We start from the raw sequence: 16,895 nt of genomic DNA, 5'->3' as shown, positions 1-16,895 counted from the left end.
AAATTATAGCAGAAACGAAATTTTAGTCAATACTAAATTTTAATTTTGATAAAAACAAAAAACGAGGTTAACCTCGTTTTAGTTAGTAGCGTGGTAGAGTTTATAAACAGCCTGCCGATTGAGCTTGTGCCGCTTGGCCACATCCTTGATGGCAGCATTGGGTTTCTGACCTTGGGCAATAGATTGCGCAACCAAGTCTATAATGGTCTGATCTGTCAACTCATCGGGCTCATGCTGGCTTTCCTCGTAGCCAGCGACCAGTATCAGGCACTCCCCCTTGGCTGGATGTTCTGTCAGATAAGCGATCGCTTCAGACACCGTGCCCCGCTGGTACTCCTCATAAAGTTTGGTCAGTTCACGCACCACCACCACCTGCCGGTCACCGTAAACCGACAGCAAATTAGTCAAGGTAGCGACTAAACGGTGAGGAGACTCGTAAAAAATCTGGGTCTCTGGATAATGTTTCTTTTCCTCGAAAAAAGCAAGCTGCTGGCCTGATTTTCTCGGTAAAAACCCATAAAACACATGCGGTTGTGGCATCAGTCCACTGGCGATTAGGGCTGTCAAGCCCGCACTCGCGCCTGGTAAAGCAACAACTGGTACCTCCTGTGCCAGTGCTGCCTGCACCAAATCATGCCCTGGATCTGAAATGCTGGGCATCCCTGCATCTGATACCTGAGCAAGGGATTGACCTGACACCAAGAGGTCAATCAGAACAGGAACCTTCTCTACAGCATTGTGCTCATGAAAACTGGTCTGACGCGTTGTAATGCCAAAGTGCTTGAGCAAGAGACCTGTATTTCGCGTGTCCTCTGCCGCAATCAAATCAACATTCTTAAGCACCTCGACCGCCCGAAAGGTCATGTCCTCCAGATTGCCGATCGGGGTCGGCACCAAATACAAGGTGCCTGCTCCGCTATTATCCTTAAAACTTCGCTGTATTCTCATCGATCATCCCTGTACAATAATTCCATACAAATCAAGCAATCTTCTCTACTTCCACGGCTTTGTCCATAAAAGTCATTGCAGACATGGAAACCTTCATTGTAGAGTTGCTCCAGATGCTCCTTGCCTGTGTTATGGGTGTTTTTCTCAACAACTGGTGCTTGTCGCTGAGCGAGCAACTCCTGCAACTGCCGATTTTCCAGACGCAATCGGGCATTCTCCTCCAATACGGTCTGGACCTGTTTTTTTAGGCGCTCGCTAGTCCCTAAAACTGTCAGCAGTTCTTCTGAAAAGCCATCAAAAGCCTGCAAAAGTTCCTTGTTTGTCATTCTTCCTCCTCTAACGTCAACACCAGATAGTCCAAGGCGTTTTGGAAACTGACATTGGCCTGCCACATCCGCCTGACTTGGTAGAGTTTCTCCACAATCGCCGCTCCTTTGTTGGCTTGTTCGGACTGAGCGGCTTGGCTGGTCAGTAACCGAAAGCACCAATCCTGTTCGGTCTTATCACTCGCCTTATTAACCAAGCGACTGACCTGCAAGTAAGCCTCTTCTTTGCCTGCTAACAGCTGGTCTATCAAGCGTTGGCAAAGCCCTATCAAATCCAGCAGGCGTTTATTTGCTGCTAAGTCTGCGAGTTGATGCGGTGAGTTGGTTAGCTCCGCTAAAAGGCTTGCTTGGCTTTTTAACAGACCAGTCGCCTCAAACTGCCGCAACAGATAAGCTCTGTCTGTCGGGCAACGAAACAGTTGACAGCGACTTTTTATCGTTGGTAAAACCTTTTCTTCATCACTCGTCAACAGAAAAATATAGTAGTTGCTGGTTGGTTCTTCAATCTGTTTGAGGAGACTGTTGGCAGCGTTGGTGTGCATCTTATCAGCATCCTTGATGATGAAGACTTGGCAGTCACCTTCGTAACCTGATTGTGCAAAATCTCTTGCCAGCTCACGGATTTGTTCCGTTTTAATCAGCTGTCCCATCGGTTCAACCACCGTCACGTCCGTAAATTCGCCTGAGGCAATCAAGCGACAGGAACGGCATTTCCCACAGGGCAAGTTTTTAGCAGATAAGTCCTCACAAAAACGACTCTGTGCCAGATAAAGGGCCAGCTCAAAACTCCCAAATTCTCCTGAGAATAAATAGGCATGGCTCAGTCTACCCCTTGCTAAGAGCCCGTCAAACGAGGCTAGTAAGTTAGGTTGCAGTTCTGTTAAGACCTCTCTCATCTCTCTAAGAGCTCCTTAATGTGCCGATAAGTCTCTTCAATGACTTCTGGCAAGGGTTGACTAGCATCAATGGTTACGATGCGCTTTTCTTGCTCTGCTATGGTCTGGTAGCCCGCACGAACCCGCTGGTGCATGTCTAATCGCTCCAAGTCAAGGCGATTAACTTCTCGGTCACTATTTTGTTCGATACGTGCCAGACCAAGCTCAGAAGGCACATCAAAATAGAGGGTCAAATCAGGTACTAGACCATCTGTCGCAAAGTTGTTTAACCACCTCACAGCGTCAACTCCGAGTCCTCTCCCATAGCCTTGATAAGCGACTGAACTATCGATAAATCGATCCATCAATACCAGCTCCCCCTTATCTAGAGCGGGCAGAACCTTCTCCACCAGATGCTGTCGCCTAGCAGCGATATAAAGCAATAACTCAGTCTTGTCATCCATAGCTGTATGCTCAACATCCAGAATTAACTCTCGAATTTTCTCTGAAATCGCTACGCCTCCAGGTTCGCGTGTGACGGTGAGACCATCTGGACACAAATCTACCAACCGCGGCACTAGTGCGTTCAGAACGCTGGTTTTCCCTGCGCCATCTGGTCCTTCAAAACTAATCAACAACCCTCTTGTCATGACTATCCTCTTTTCTATAGTTTTATTTTATCATTTTTTAGTTAGAAAATATAGCCTAAGTATACGAGAAGAGGACAGCAGGTATTGTCACTGCTTTAACCTTTCTTTGCGAGCGTCTCACAGTACAGCATCGCCCAAATCTAAACCGAGAGTATCCGCTTTGTACTTATTAGCAAGAAAAATGTCAAAATCATGTTCTTAAAATAGCTATTTCGCTATGGATTGGTCACGGTAGCGCAAAAAAGCGAGATATTTTGATTTTTCAATGAAACTATGTTATAATTTGCTTTAAATGAGAAGAAAATTAAAACCCATCGTTGTGCTAATCTTTTTTAGCCTGATTACCCTAGTGATGGGAGTTGCCTACCTCAAAGAAAGACAGCTGGATAAACAGGTGCTTCAACAAGCTAGCCAAACCATTCCAACCGCTAGCCTACCTTCTATCAATCCTGCTCCTTCATCATCTGCTGAAGAAGACATCGTTGAATTAAAACCCATTATTGATGTTTCCGGCTGGCAACTACCCTCTGATATGGATTACGATACCGTTTCACAGCATGTTTCTGGTGTTATCGTCCGCGTTTATGGCGGGTCAAAAATTACCAAAAACAACAACGCATCACACACCACAGGTATTGATAAATCTTACAAAACCCATATCACTGAGTTTCAAAAACGTGGTATCCCTGTGGCTGTCTATGCCTACGCTCTAGGTACTAGCGAAAAGGAGATGCGTGAGGAAGCTCGCGAATTTTACAAAGCCGCTTCGCCTTATAAACCAACATTTTATTGGGTTGATATAGAGGAAGAAACCATGTCAAACATGGATCAAGGGGTCAAAGCATTTCGCGATGAACTTAAAAAACTTGGTGCTGAAAACGTTGGACTCTATATCGGTACTTATTTTATGACTGAGCAACAGATTTCAATTGACGGATTTGACGCTATCTGGATTCCAACATACGGCAGCAATACCGGTTATTACGACGCTGCCCCGCAAACGGATATTGATTACCATCTCCACCAGTATACCGACCGAGGTTGGATTGCTGGTTTCAATCATGATGTCGATATGAATCAAATTGCCCCTACCCAAGAGAACAAACTAGCTATTTTTAAAAAATTATTCGGCTCATTGCCGTCAACCAATTAAATAACCTGTAAAACTCCTGAATCAAGTCATTGATTTAGGTTTTTTATTAGCAACCAAAAAACTAGACTGGCTCATGGCCAATCTAGTTTTTATTAGCTTATCTAGCTCGTCTTCTTAGTCCAGCCAAGCCTAAGGCTGATAGGAGGGCTGTTGCGCCGACAGCGGCTAGAGCTGTGTGGGCATCTCCTGTTGCAGGGAGTCCCTTCTTACCTGCTATCACTGAGGCTGGTGCTGAAGCTGCAGGAGCTGTAGCTGAACGCCTTGTCGCTTTAATAAGCTTAGCAACTTCTGCCTTGATGGCTTCGAGTTCAGCTGCGGTTTCTGCGAATGCTACCTTGACAGCCAATTCGCCTTTTTGCTCGTCAGTCAAGTTAGATGCATCAATTGCTTTAAGCAAATCGGTCGCCAACTTAGCCTTGTCCACAGGTTTATTTGGTGTATTACCAGTGGTGTCTGGTGTGTTGCCACCTTGGTCAATGCCTGGGTTACCAGGATTTGGTGTGTCCCCACCTTGACCAGGGATTCCTGGAGTCGGAACATGGTCTGGATTTGGCGTTGGTGCTGGATCCGGATTTGGTGTCGGTTCTGGAATCGGTGTTGGTTCTGGATCTGGAACCGGTGTTGATTGTGGCTCATAAACAATACCATACTCACTGAAGTGCTCTGCGGTGAATTTGGCATAGCGCTTGCCATCACGAGTCACTGTTGTGAATGACAGGCTTTGGCTCTGGTCACTATTTGGTAGGTAAACCACTTGAGCGACGACTTTGCCGTCATCAATCGGCAAGTAAACGTCAACCGGAGCAGTTGGCTTGATGACATTACCATCCTTGTCAACCAGCTCGATGTCAAAGAGGTCGTAGTCGGTGCCCTTGAGGATGGCTGGGGTTTCAGGGTTATTGGTTTCTTTGTGGAAGACCACTCTCAAGCCTGCCACCTTGTCATCCGCTGATTGAACCTCTGCGATGATACCGGAGTCAGTATCCTGAATTTGACGAGATGGTTGCGTGGTGTCAGGTTTGGTTGTGTTGTCACCTGCATCGGCACCGGTGTTACCACCTGCGTTAGTATCGGTGCTACCGTCTTCGTTGGTACCAGCGTTGTCGCCTTGGCTGCCACCATTATTCTGGTCATCGCCTGGTGTTGTGTTTGAATTAGTTGAATCGCCTGATGTGCCTGGATTTTGACCTGTTTCGCCTGATTGATTGCCAGAGTCTGAATCGCCTAGGTCTGAGCTGGTGTTACCTTCTTGGTCTGCGCCAGTATCGGTGTTACCACCTTGATCAGCGCCGGTGTTGCCGCCTGCGTTGGTATCGGTGCTACCGTCTTCGTTGGTACCAGCGTTGTCGCCTTGGCTGCTACCATTATTCTGGTCATCGCCTGGTGTTGTGTTTGAATCAGTTGAATCGCCTGGTGTGCCTGGATTTTGACCTGTTTCGCCTGACGGATTGCCAGAGTCTGAATCATCATGGTCTGAGTTGGTGTTACCTTCTTGGTCTGCACCAGTATCCCCACCTTGCCCGGAGCTTGAATCATCGGACTGGTCATCTGAATCTGAGCCAACTTGGCTACCACCATTATCTTGGTCACCACCTGGGGTTGTGTTTGAATCAGTTGAATCGCCTGGTGTGCCTGAATCTTGGTCTGTATCGCCTGTCTGATTACCAGAGTCTGAACTGCCTTCGTTGGTATCGGTGTGGCTACCTTCATCAGTACCAGCATCGCCTGAAGGACTATCAGAATCTGAGCTGTCTTGGCTATCACCATTAGCCTGATCACCACTTGGGGTTTGGTTTGAATCAGTTGAATCACTTGGTGTGCCTGAATCTTGACCTGCATCACCTGACGGATTGCCTGAATCTGAGTTGCCTTGGTCCTTGTCTGTTTCTGGTGTTTCATCAGCTGGGTCTTGGGTGGACTGATCAATTTCTTGATAGTAGGTTGCCAATTCATAAACTTCAAGGGCTTGGTCGCCATGTTCTAGTTTGATGTCCAGCAGATGTTTGACACCTTCTGGGACAATCAGCGTTTTGAAGCTGCTGTCCAGCTGTCCAAGGACAATCCACTTGCTTGCCACATCACGGTCATGCTGCTCTGCTATTTCCTCAACCACGCGAGCCTTAACGGTAACCACCTGACCATCAGCGAGTGTTGACAAGATTGTCACATGGTTATGATGGGTGTTTTCAGACAAGTGATAAGTGAGTTCCCCAGCTTGACCTTGGGTGCGATAGCTGGTCAGGAGGCGTCCGTCAACAACATGCGTTGCCAAGGAGTCTTGAGTTTCTGCGCCACTTGTGACAACGGTTGGGTCATTAACAGTCTTGACAAATTCGCCGTCGTTAATCACCAGTTCAGTAAAGCCAACAAAGCGGTGGGTGTAATCTGCAGTGAAGAGAACCCGCAAGTACTTGGCAGTAACTGGAGTCGTCAGACTACCCTCGATATAGCGGTTACCTGGTTGTGTGCTATCGTGAGTCCAACCATCGGTCAGAGAATCATCCCGACGTGGGTTTTCCTGACCGTCACCAATAGTCACGACATCTGTCCAGGTTTGACCATCTGGGCTAATCTGAATCTTACCGTCGCGCAAGTAATTCTGAGTGCCATCTTGGATATAGGCACGAATTTTACGTACCGGACGCTCACTACCTAGGGTCAGAACGATATTGCCACCTGAACGTGGGTAGTCAGAAAACTCTACAAAATTATTGAGTTTGCCATCAAAGAGCTCCGCAAGATTGTTGCGGTTACGCACATCAGAGGAACCGTAGGTAGAGTGAATGCCCATGGTGGTTGACGTCAAGCTGTCTGGCAAGATTTCCTTGGTCTTAACCACCAAAGCTTGTGCAGTGACTGTTTGGTTACTACTTGTTTCGTTGACCAGACGAACATATCGGACCAAATCTTGTCTGTTAACCTGGTCATCTCGATACCATTCGACACCATTTGGTGAATAGAGGAGACTGAGTTGAGTATTACTTGCTCCTGTCAGAGCGATACTTTCCAGCTGATGCAATCTAGCCAACTTCAAGCCGATATAATCAGACGGTTTCAGTGTAGCGTCAGCCGGCAGAGCCAGGCGATAGCTGTCCTGACCAAGAACTGTTCGTGCGTCTGCAAGTTCAGCAACAGAGGTCTCTGTGTAATCGGCTACACCTTGGTTACTCTCCAGTTTGAACTCGGCAATCCGCCACCATTTATTCATGGCTTGAGCATTCTTAATCCGAACGGCCTTGGCAGTGACAGCTGTCGGAATGGTAATGGTCGTATCACCAGTAACATCCGCCAATTTATGCCAAGCTTGACCGTCTGGGCTATATTCCACGACACCCCGACTAATCTTATCACCTGTGCCTTGGACAATGATCACCTTAGATAGCGGTGTGGCTTGTTCGAGATTAAGCTGTACCCAGCTATCAGCAGGGGTATTGTCCTGACCGTTGCTGTTTGCAAACATGGCTTCTGTGGCAGGGTTGTTGTCTAGTGCTTGAGCTTGACTGGTGCTGTATTTGTAAATGAGGTTACTGCTGGTGGTAATGGTACCTGTCAGCTGATTGCTACGTTGCCCTTGTTCCAATGGACGGTTGACAGCAATCTCACGTACACCCAGCCAAGTGTTTTCTTTCGGTGCTGTTGCAATGATACGGACAGCCTTAGCCTTAATCGCCAAATCTGTAAAGGTCAGTTGGTTTTCATTGCCAACATAGGCAGGGCTATCCAGTTTCACCCAGGCATCTTGCTCGTTGAGGTATTGAACATCAGCTGCCGCAAAGGTATCTCGTGGATTGCTGGTTGCCCCCATAGCAAAGCCAAGACTGGTCAGCTCAATCGGACGATTGAAGGCTAATCCAACATAATCACCAACAGCAATGCTGTTTGGACTCTGACTGAGCACTTGAGTGGTCAAGTCACCGTCTGTCAACTTGCTCAAATCACCTTGAGCGAGGTGACGGTTGGTGATGAGGCTGGTCTGAATGACACTAGGGTCCAAGGCCTGTTCAATCTGACCTGCCACATGTTCAAGGAGATTGAGGATAAATGGACGGATGTGTTGGACACCCAGCTCAGCTGCCTCATAGTGGTTCACATACCAGAACGTATGGGTCTTAGACTGATTGTAGCGATCCAGACCTGCCTTGTAATTATCCCACAAGATCGCTTTGTCACCATTCAGGTGCTCGGTAGCAGTCAGCAGGCTATCCAGAGCAGTCATCTGATCAATGGTGTTATCCAACCAATGACTGATTTGGTCTTTCATCCGCTCATGACCAGATGCCTTGTAGGTCTCAGCGGCAGCTTTCAACTTGGCAAATTCCTGACGCAATTCGTCTCGGCTGGCTGTCAAATCCTGACCAGCTTTAAGCTGGGTAATGAAGTTAGCCAATTTCGGCGCCAATTCAATGGATTCTTCCAATTTGACCACACGACTGTCCATGTTTTGGTTGATCATATGCTTACCAAGTTCGCGGAAGGCACGAGAAGCCTCACTGTCTTTGAAGGTGCCAGTTTCAGCAAAGTTAAAGGCAATGTCATTAACCCGCTGAGCCTCAGCCTCAGATTTCCAGACCTTCCAAGTGTACTCAGCTGCGCTGAAGAGGGCAATCTTAGACGGCTCTGACTGTTGCATTGGGTTGAGCATGATGCCAGCAATTAGACTAGGTTCAACAGATGGGTGCAGGAATTTCTCACCACCACCCAAAATCAAGTGTTGCTTAGAATTATCCGTACATGGCCAGTTAATCCAGAGCTGGATTGGGCGGTAGGTGCCACCGTTAGCAGACAGGTTGGTCTTGAGGGTGTTGAGGAAATTACTAGATACCTCACCCCAAATCCGTCCACCGGTCAATACCATGTCACTGGTGGCTGGCAGACCAGCATTCAAGCCACGCAATTCAGCAGAAGTCCCATTGCCCCAGTAGTCCGCAGGAACAAAAATCATGTCCTTACGAAGACCAGTGTAAGTGGCTTGCTTCTCACCCAGCCAGTTGGTCAAATCATTCATGAGGCGGTTGTAGTTGTCCGCACTGGTTGCGCTAGCATCATCCGCCAGAATACCGAACTCGCGGACACCAACGTCCAAGAGCTGGGTGAACTTGGCTTTGATCACGTCAAAATCAGCCTGATAGTTGCTGTCAAAGCGAACCGCACGGTGCATGAATGGGTGAAGGGTCCAAACATAGCGGGTCTTGCTTTGGTTACCAGCCTTAGCCAATTCGCGAATTTCTTCCAATTTCTCTGCTGGATAGAGCTCACGCCAACGGCTGTTGTGGTAAGGGTCGTCCTTAGGTGCAAAGAAGTACTGGGTCATCTTGAGGTCGCCACCGTAGCGCATCAGTTCGGCACGGTCAGCATTTGACCATGGATTACCATAATAACCCTCGATGAAGCCACGGTTCTTAATGTCTGCATAATCCTGAACTGTCACATGGCGCAGAACAGGCTTCTCACTATCTTTGAGCATGTGCTTGAGTGTCGTCAAACCGTAGAAGACAGCATCTGTGTCCTTACCAACAACGGAGATACTATTACCCTTAATCACCAGACTGTGGGCGTCAATCTTGCCGTAAAGATCGGTCGCAATGCCTGCTGTCGCCTGGTGTTGACTAGCTAAGGTGTCTTGACCATGAATGCCCAAGAAGATGTTGGTGGCACTATCCACCGCTGCTTGGCTGGTGCTGTAAGAGATGTTATTGGCTTGCAGGGTCTCTTTGAGACGGTTGCGGGTGTAGATATCAACACCACTGCCAATGACCAGATTAACGGTGCCATCCAGACGCACTAAGCCATCACCATAAGTCACCTGTTGCGGTGTTGGGAAGACCGTATAGGTCTTGCTCAAGTAAGCAGGGTCTGTCAGTGCTTCTGTTGCATCGACAGCAGTTGGTGCTGTCCAGCTATCTGGCAATTCTTCTGTGCCATCGGTCACCACCTCAGTCACTTGACTTGGCAAGATGGTGAAGGACTTGGTCACGATACCCTCATAGCGCCCGAGACCAGTGACAGTTACGGTACCCTGCGTTGGGCGATCAGCCTGACCGATATTGTCAGCATATGCCAGAGTATAGTCGGTATTTTCCACCAAGACTTGACCAGCCACTGTTACTATCGGTTTAGGTGTCAAGGCTTGTCCAGTATGGGTGAGCGGCTGACTAGGCAAGGTCACATGACTATCTGCCAAGGCAATCTTGGCTGTAGGATCTACTACTTCGCGAGCACGCAACTCACTTGCTGACATGAAAACATTTGGACGATCACCTAGTGTGCTTGTCGCTTTTAGCTTCAAATAGCGCCCTTGAGTTGGTGTGAAGCTAGCTTCCTGCCAGTCATTAGTGTTGGCAAACCTTCCTACTGCAACACGACTCCAGTTTTGATTATCTGAACTGATATAAACTTCATAACCGTCTACTTTACCATTATTAGAGCTGTCCTGACGTTGCATATACGCAAGACCGTCTAATTGGCGTAAGCGACCAGTATCAAGCGTTACCCAAAGGTTATCGATAGTCGTTCCTGCCCATGCTGAATGCCAATGCGTGTTAAAGTTAAAATCATTAGCATTTGTTACGGCCTCAGATGGCTGGTTTTCAACAGATCCAGCTGTCAGAGTGACCTCACTACGAGGCACATAGCGCTTATCGTCAGGTGTCCGCGGGTTTTCAGGCACCAGCTGAATGCTATAAACAGCTGAGCGCGTCTTATCTTCTGACTCGGTAAAGATCTTCACCACACCATCTTGTTCAGGCAAAATGGTGATGCCGACATTGCGGTTGTTGTTCGTTGCAGTGACTGCACCTGTTGCAGGTACTCGCATGCTTGTGCTGATTTGATTGCCAGTGTAACGACGGTCACCCACACGAATGTCGGTCAGTCCTGCTTCACTGTGCTGGTTAAAGCTCTCTAAGGCGGTCATCAGCTGAACTTCTGCGATGCCGACAGACGATTTCTGCGCGCTTGGCATGGCTTCATCTGAGTTTTCGACAGTCATCTTGAACTCAACAGCAGAGACTGGCTGCGCGAGACGATAAGTCACCTTGGTCAAGCTAGTGCCTGCGACAGCTTCAGCGGTCTGACTAGCGATGGCAATCGTTTCATCTTCTGCACCAGAACCACGGTTCCATGCGAAGGTCGCTGATTTTGGCGTGCGCAGTGATAGGCGGTCTCTATGGTAATAGGCCACGACTTCTGCGATGGTTTGAGCCGTGTCATAAGTGAAACTCAAGGTTGCAGTCTTTTGACCGTTTTGAGCAGCTTGCCAGTTTGACCAAATCGTCGGGTTAGGGCCGCCTTGGTTGTTGGCTGACACATTGAGGTTGCCATCGTTGATGGCTGTTAGAGTGTCTGACCCCACAATGTTTTGGGTCAAGGTACGTGCACTAGGTGCAACGTTTTGGTCAATGGTAAGCGTTTTTTCTCCGACACGAACACTGGCAGTGATCGGCAATTTTTGCCCGAGCACATCTGCGGTACCGTTAATCATGACTGTGCCAGTCTGCGCAAACTGCGCTTCCTCTGGCATTTGCCAAGAAACTGGGAAAGTCGCTGACAAGAGGCTACCATCTGCCAAATAGGCTTGCGCAGTTTCCGGTAGTTTAGGACGTGCCCCTACCTCAGTAGCAGTACTGATGTTCTTGATGGCTGCGACTTGGTCGATAACCGCAACAACAAGCTCTGCCCTTGTTCCCAAATCGTTGATACGACCTGTTGCAGTAAAGGTTTCGCCTGCGGCGAGTTTTGGTGCAATAGCCGAGCGGTCAAAATGAAGATCTTTCTCAACTTCTCGACCGTCTTCGTAGCGGACAGTGGTTTTCTCTGGCAGCTTAAGCTCCGCGCCTTTTTTGATGTAGATGGTTTTTGTGAGCTTGTAACTGTCGACCTTATCTGCTTGCGACTGGCGTTTAGCAGCCACCTCAAAGGTCTGGGTGCTTGAGGCTAACCCGTCAGCTGTTGCAGTGACCTGTACCTGACCTGCCTTACCTGTCATTTTGAGGATAGCAACAACTTTACCACCGAAGGCTTGACGGTTATCATCTTGGTAGGACTGGTGATCAACAGGATTACCGTTATCCATAGCGACTAGCTCTGCCTCACCCGTCACTGTCACTTTGATGCGATTGCTTGCATTAACAACCAGATTGCCCTTGGCATCTTGCACATCAATGGTCACATAGGCCAGATTGTGATCATCAACAGTATCTTTCTTGTGGGTCACTGTTGCTTGTAGCTTGTGGGCCGCTCCAAAAGTGCTAACCTGACTGGTTCCTACTGTTTGCTCAATCACACGATCCTGCTCATCTAGCGCGATCGCTTTAATCGTTCCTGCTTCATATGGCACATGCCAAGTTAGGTAGAGGTTTTTATGCTCAACCTGCTGCTTATCTGATCCCTTATAAACCTGGTAGGTATGACCCGCAGATGTTGTTTCTTTACTAAATGCTTTTGTCCCAATAACACGCTCTACGCCCTCAGGACTGATGTGAACTAACTTCACTTTAGCAGCGTTGGAATAGACAACCACTTCAACACGATTCTGATTGTCCTTAGCGACAACTGACTCCTCCCAAGCCGGCAAGACATGCAAAGTCGTGTCCCCTTTTTGCCACTGGCTACGGTAGAAATAATAGGAGTCTTTCGGAAGACCGGCTGTATCAACGATACCAAAGTAGGAACTCTTTGGCGAGCCCCATGTGCCTTGAGCACCTGGGTTAGTCTTGTTCCAAGGGGTTGGCTCACCCAGATAGTCAAACCCTGTCCAAACAAACTCACCTGCCACAAAATCACGTGTGAGGACATCATACCAGGCCTCACTGGCGACATGCCCCCAGTTAACTTTGCTTTGATCATAAGAGGTTAGTTGCCGGTCCTGACGCTGGGTGTTGCCTTTAACATTATAGACCCCACGGCTGTTGACAGCCGAAGCTGTCTCTGACCCATAAATAATCCAGTCAGGATGGTCACGATGACCTTGGTCATACTGAGCACCGTTAGCATAGTTATAGCCGACAATGCCTTTCTTTTCAGTTAAAACATTGGCCATGCCAATAGCATTCTGATGACGATTTTTTAGCATGTTATCGCCAAAGGTAGCAGGACGAGTTGGGTCAATCTCAGCAACCCAGTCGCTCAGTCGTGCAATCACCTGTGGATAATTAGAGGTATTGGCAGAAAAACCCTCCATGACCTCGTTACCCGTTGACCACATGATGATGGATGGGTCGTTAATCCCGCTCTTAACCATCTGTTTGATGTGGTACTCCGCCCAAGTCTGGTCTGCACGAGCCCCGTTGAGGTCACGCACGCTGTCACCAATCACACGGTTAAAGTAACGGGCATAGTCATTGGTGTTCCCGTTTTTGGCATGTTCCCAAGTGTCAAACGCCTCATCAATCAAGAGCATACCCTTGCGGTTCGCGATGTCTTTCATGGCACGAGAAGCAGGGTTGTGGGTCACACGAACCGCATTAACGCCCATATCCTTGAGAATAGTGAACTGGCGTTCGATGGCATCGTAATAAGCACGCGCCCCTAGACCACCCTGGTCATGGTGCATGGATACCCCTTGCAATTTCAGGTTTTGCCCATTGAGTTTGAAGCCCGTATCCTTATCAAAAGCGGTATAACGGAAACCTGTCTCTTGCTCCCTCGACTGAATCACCTGACCGTCCTTTAGCACCTCCGTCCGAAGCACATAGAGATGAGGATTGTCCACCGACCAGAGTTTAGGCTTGACGATGGTTAGGCTGGTGTCGATAGCAGAGCTGCTACCAGCAGTAACAGACTTGGCAGGAACATCTGTGGAAACGGCCACTTGACGACCTCGACCACCATTGCTGTCGCGTTCAAAGAGGGTGCTTCGAACGGTCACCTGTGCCGCATCCTCACCCTGGTTAACAACAGTCGTACTGATATTAATACGGCTACCACTGTCCAAGTTGTGAGTGTCTTTCAAGTCTGGCGTGGTCACAACTACCCCATACTCCGCTAAGTGAACTGACGGAGCAAATTCTAAATGAACAGACCGATAAATCCCTGAACCTGAATACCAACGAGAACTTGGAATTGGGTTGGTCACTTTGACTGCCAGAACATTTTCCTCATCTTTTTTCAAATGTTCCGTCAAATCAAAACTAAATGGGCTATAGCCGTAAGTGTGCGTTCCTAGTGACGTGCCGTTGATGAAAACTTCCGTCTCCATGTAAGCCCCGTCAAATTGCAGGTTAACACGACCCTTAGCCGCCTCTTCTCCAATGGTAAAGGACTTGCGGTACCAGCCGATACCGCCAGGTTTATAACCACTTTCAGCCTCCCCAGATGGGGTGTAGTCCTGGATTAAGCTAAAGTCATGTGGCAAATCTAGCTTTTTCCAGCTCGAATCGTCAAAGCTCTTGCTAGAAGCTGCTGCACTATCTCCCAGATTGAATTTCCAATCCTTATCAAAATTCACCACTTTATCCGTGTCGTTGTAATGATTAACCTTATGCCATTCCTCAGGTGATTCTGTTTGCGTAATCGTTTCGGATGGCTTGTCGCTAGATGGTTCAGCAGAGCGAGTGGCCACATTAGCAACAGCAGGGCTTGAGGAAACTGTAGCACGAGACAAGTCCTCAGCAGGTGCTTTGTCAGTAGGTGCTTCAGCCACTTTTTCTGCATCTGACAAGCTCGACAAGCCTTGTTCTGCTACTTCGGACGGTTTACCTTCCTCGACAAGCGGTTTAACGGACTCTTCATTTACTACAGATTGTTCGTCCTCTTGCTTATCCGTCTGACCAGCGACTGGTGAAGCTGGTGTTTCCGCTAAAACTGTTTCTTGTGGCAACACCCCAGACAAAAATAGACCAACCACAACAGAGCCAACACCCAGGCTCGTCTTGCGGATGGAATAATGATAAAGCCGATTCAGATAATCTTTTCTATCTCGTTTCATACGTGATAGCAACCTCCTTTGATAAAATAATTTGCCTAAAAACACGACGTAAGTCGCAAACGTTTACAAATACAATATTAACAGAAACTAATTTTAAAATCAAGCGTTTACACAAAAAATAATAAAATCTTATCATGATAAAATTAGGATGTTTTCTTGTAAATGCCCCTAGCTAACACTCTCAACAATCAATCCTTATCTTTTCAATCCGCTCTAAACTTATCCACGTCTATAATGATAACAGCTAAAAAGACCAAGATTCCAGATGGATTCTTGGTCTTTGCCTTACTTTTCTTGTAAATCAGAGTATTCCCTGCTCATCTAACTGCTATCAACTGAGCGTTTGCTTGATAACATCACGCAGTTCTCGGCGTTTGGCAATCCATAACGGACGATCATCGTAGGCATAAGTTCGATTGGTCAGAAAAATCACCGCTTGCTGACGTCGTCGATTGATCATGATAAAGGGACCAGTGTAGCCCGTATGGTCGAGCCAGTCCCCATCAAGATTCCAGCCCAGAGAGCGCGGTTTATCTGGACTGCCATAGTTGGTTAATAAGTCCACTCCAAAATCTGCCATCAAATAATGCTCGCAAAAGCGCTCTAAATCAGCCACTGTCGAAAAAAGACCAGCTGATCCTGCATGAACACCCAAAACCTGAGCTTTAGGGTCATGAACCAGCCCATCTGCTCTGCCATTGACCGTCAAAACAGCCCCTAAACGAGGGCCAAAGCTGGTTTCTGCCATCCCAAGAGGTCGAAACACCCGCTCCTGAAACAACTCATCCAAACTTTTTCCAAACAAGTCTTCTAGCATAAAACCTAACAACAAGAAGTTGATGTCCGTGTACAAGAAACGCTTATCCGTGGTGACAGTAATGTGGTTGATGGCTGCCCGTAACTCCCTTGCGCTCAGTCGGTCGCGGTTTGGGATATAAGGGTCAATACCTGAGGTGTGAGTCAGGAGCTGCCTGATCGTAACCGTCTCGTCTGCTACTCCAGGGTAGTAACTTTTAAGTGGTTGGTCAAGCTCTAGTGTCCCATCTGCCAACAGCTGGATAAGAACCGTCCCCACACCGATTACCTTGGACACGCTAGCGAGATCATAGACTAAGCCAGCCTCAACAGGAGCCTCAGGGGCTACCTCACCGATGTACCACTCCTGCCATCGCCCTTTTTGGAAAATAGCCAAGCTAGCCCCCAGATAGAGATGTTCTGACCGCTGTTGGTTGATTTTATCAATAATCGCCTGCATCATTTGACAAACCACCAGTCCAGCCGACTTGGATCCGTCACGATGAGCACGGTTTCCTTTTTATTGAGCATCGTCTCTAGTCCCAAGTCTTTGCAAATGACTGCAAAAGAAGCAAGGTCGACAGTCTTATCAACGGAACATTCTACCATGCTGATGTCCCAGGTCTGGTCGTTATCAGCCTGCAAGTCAGCCCCCTGTGCTTCGTTCAGCTCGACAGACAAGGGCAGACGGTCGTAAAAAGGAAGGCTGACCGACCTGTCAGGAACATTCAATACCAGACGGTCTACGATGACATCCGATAAACCGTTGAAGCCAGAGTCCGCCAAAAGGTCTGGGTAAGGAACTGGATCAAGGGTTGTGACATCATCTTCCCCATGCAATAGCAGGCGGTCCCCTTCTGGGGACAGGGCAGAGAAGGCATAGCCTGTTTGACCTTTATACACCCTCTCCACAGGAATTTTTCGTGCTAATAGCTCTGCTATTTCTGCCGTATCAGCCTTAAGCACCAAGGTGTGCAGCTTTTTAGGGCCATTGACTGCTCGCGTCCGATAAGATGGCGATTCTTCCAAAGTCAGTCGTGTCTCTTTCGCCACATGTCCGCCTAAAAAAGCAAAGGCATTTTCCTCATGAAGCACTCGCAAACCAAGAATGTGCTCATAAAAATCCAGATTCCGCTGGCGATTGTTAACCCGAATATAGGGGGCAAGTAAAGCCATGTTTTCATTTTTTTTCATAGACTTATTTTAGACTAATTAGGCGATTTT

8 protein-coding genes are annotated in these 16,895 nt (G+C 47.9%); 1 reads left to right on the top strand and 7 read right to left on the bottom strand.

The window, feature by feature from the left end; translation table 11 throughout:
• Positions 1-78 precede the first annotated feature (78 nt).
• The 4 genes from rsmI to tmk are packed head-to-tail and all read right to left on the bottom strand — an operon-like array spanning position 79 to position 2,799.
• Complete coding sequence (gene rsmI / locus A3GW_RS0101625) at positions 79-948, bottom strand: 16S rRNA (cytidine(1402)-2'-O)-methyltransferase (RefSeq protein WP_018367577.1); 870 nt, start codon at positions 946-948, stop codon at positions 79-81.
• The gene (locus tag A3GW_RS0101620) at positions 945-1,274 is read right to left on the bottom strand and encodes an initiation control protein YabA (protein WP_018367576.1); all 330 of its coding nucleotides are present in this window, start codon (positions 1,272-1,274) and stop codon (positions 945-947) included. Before A3GW_RS0101620 ends, rsmI begins: the two co-directional genes overlap by 4 nt.
• Positions 1,271-2,170 (bottom strand): DNA polymerase III subunit delta', encoded by a 900-nt coding sequence (locus tag A3GW_RS0101615; RefSeq protein ID WP_018367575.1) that lies wholly within the window; start codon positions 2,168-2,170, stop codon positions 1,271-1,273. The genes A3GW_RS0101620 and A3GW_RS0101615 overlap by 4 nt, the downstream gene beginning before the upstream one ends.
• Positions 2,167-2,799, bottom strand: coding sequence for a dTMP kinase (tmk, locus tag A3GW_RS0101610; RefSeq protein ID WP_018367574.1), 633 nt, complete (start codon positions 2,797-2,799; stop codon positions 2,167-2,169). Before tmk ends, A3GW_RS0101615 begins: the two co-directional genes overlap by 4 nt.
• Positions 2,800-3,091: 292 nt before the next feature.
• Here tmk and A3GW_RS0101605 point away from each other — a divergent pair, with 292 nt between their 5' ends.
• Positions 3,092-3,952, top strand: coding sequence for a glycoside hydrolase family 25 protein (locus tag A3GW_RS0101605; protein WP_026216539.1), 861 nt, complete (start codon positions 3,092-3,094; stop codon positions 3,950-3,952).
• 97 nt (positions 3,953-4,049) lie between these two features.
• Here A3GW_RS0101605 and A3GW_RS11180 read toward each other — a convergent pair whose 3' ends face one another.
• The 3 genes from A3GW_RS11180 to A3GW_RS0101590 all read right to left on the bottom strand — a co-directional run bounded on the left by A3GW_RS11180 (position 4,050) and on the right by A3GW_RS0101590 (position 16,865).
• On the bottom strand, positions 4,050-14,876 hold the full coding sequence (locus A3GW_RS11180; protein WP_018367572.1) for a beta-N-acetylglucosaminidase domain-containing protein: 10,827 nt from the start codon (positions 14,874-14,876) through the stop codon (positions 4,050-4,052).
• Between the two features lie 331 nt (positions 14,877-15,207).
• Entirely contained in the window at positions 15,208-16,134 is a 927-nt protein-coding gene (locus tag A3GW_RS0101595; protein ID WP_018367571.1) for a serine hydrolase domain-containing protein, read from the bottom strand.
• The gene (locus A3GW_RS0101590; protein ID WP_018367570.1) at positions 16,131-16,865 is read right to left on the bottom strand and encodes a CppA N-terminal domain-containing protein; all 735 of its coding nucleotides are present in this window, start codon (positions 16,863-16,865) and stop codon (positions 16,131-16,133) included. Before A3GW_RS0101590 ends, A3GW_RS0101595 begins: the two co-directional genes overlap by 4 nt.
• Between the last annotated feature and the right edge of the window lie 30 nt (positions 16,866-16,895).

Origin of the sequence: Streptococcus entericus DSM 14446, from assembly GCF_000380025.1 — a bacterium.
GTDB classification, from domain to species: domain Bacteria; phylum Bacillota; class Bacilli; order Lactobacillales; family Streptococcaceae; genus Streptococcus; species Streptococcus entericus.
The sequence above is the reverse complement of the archived record's forward strand: the minus strand, read 5'-3'. Positions and strand labels throughout refer to the sequence as shown.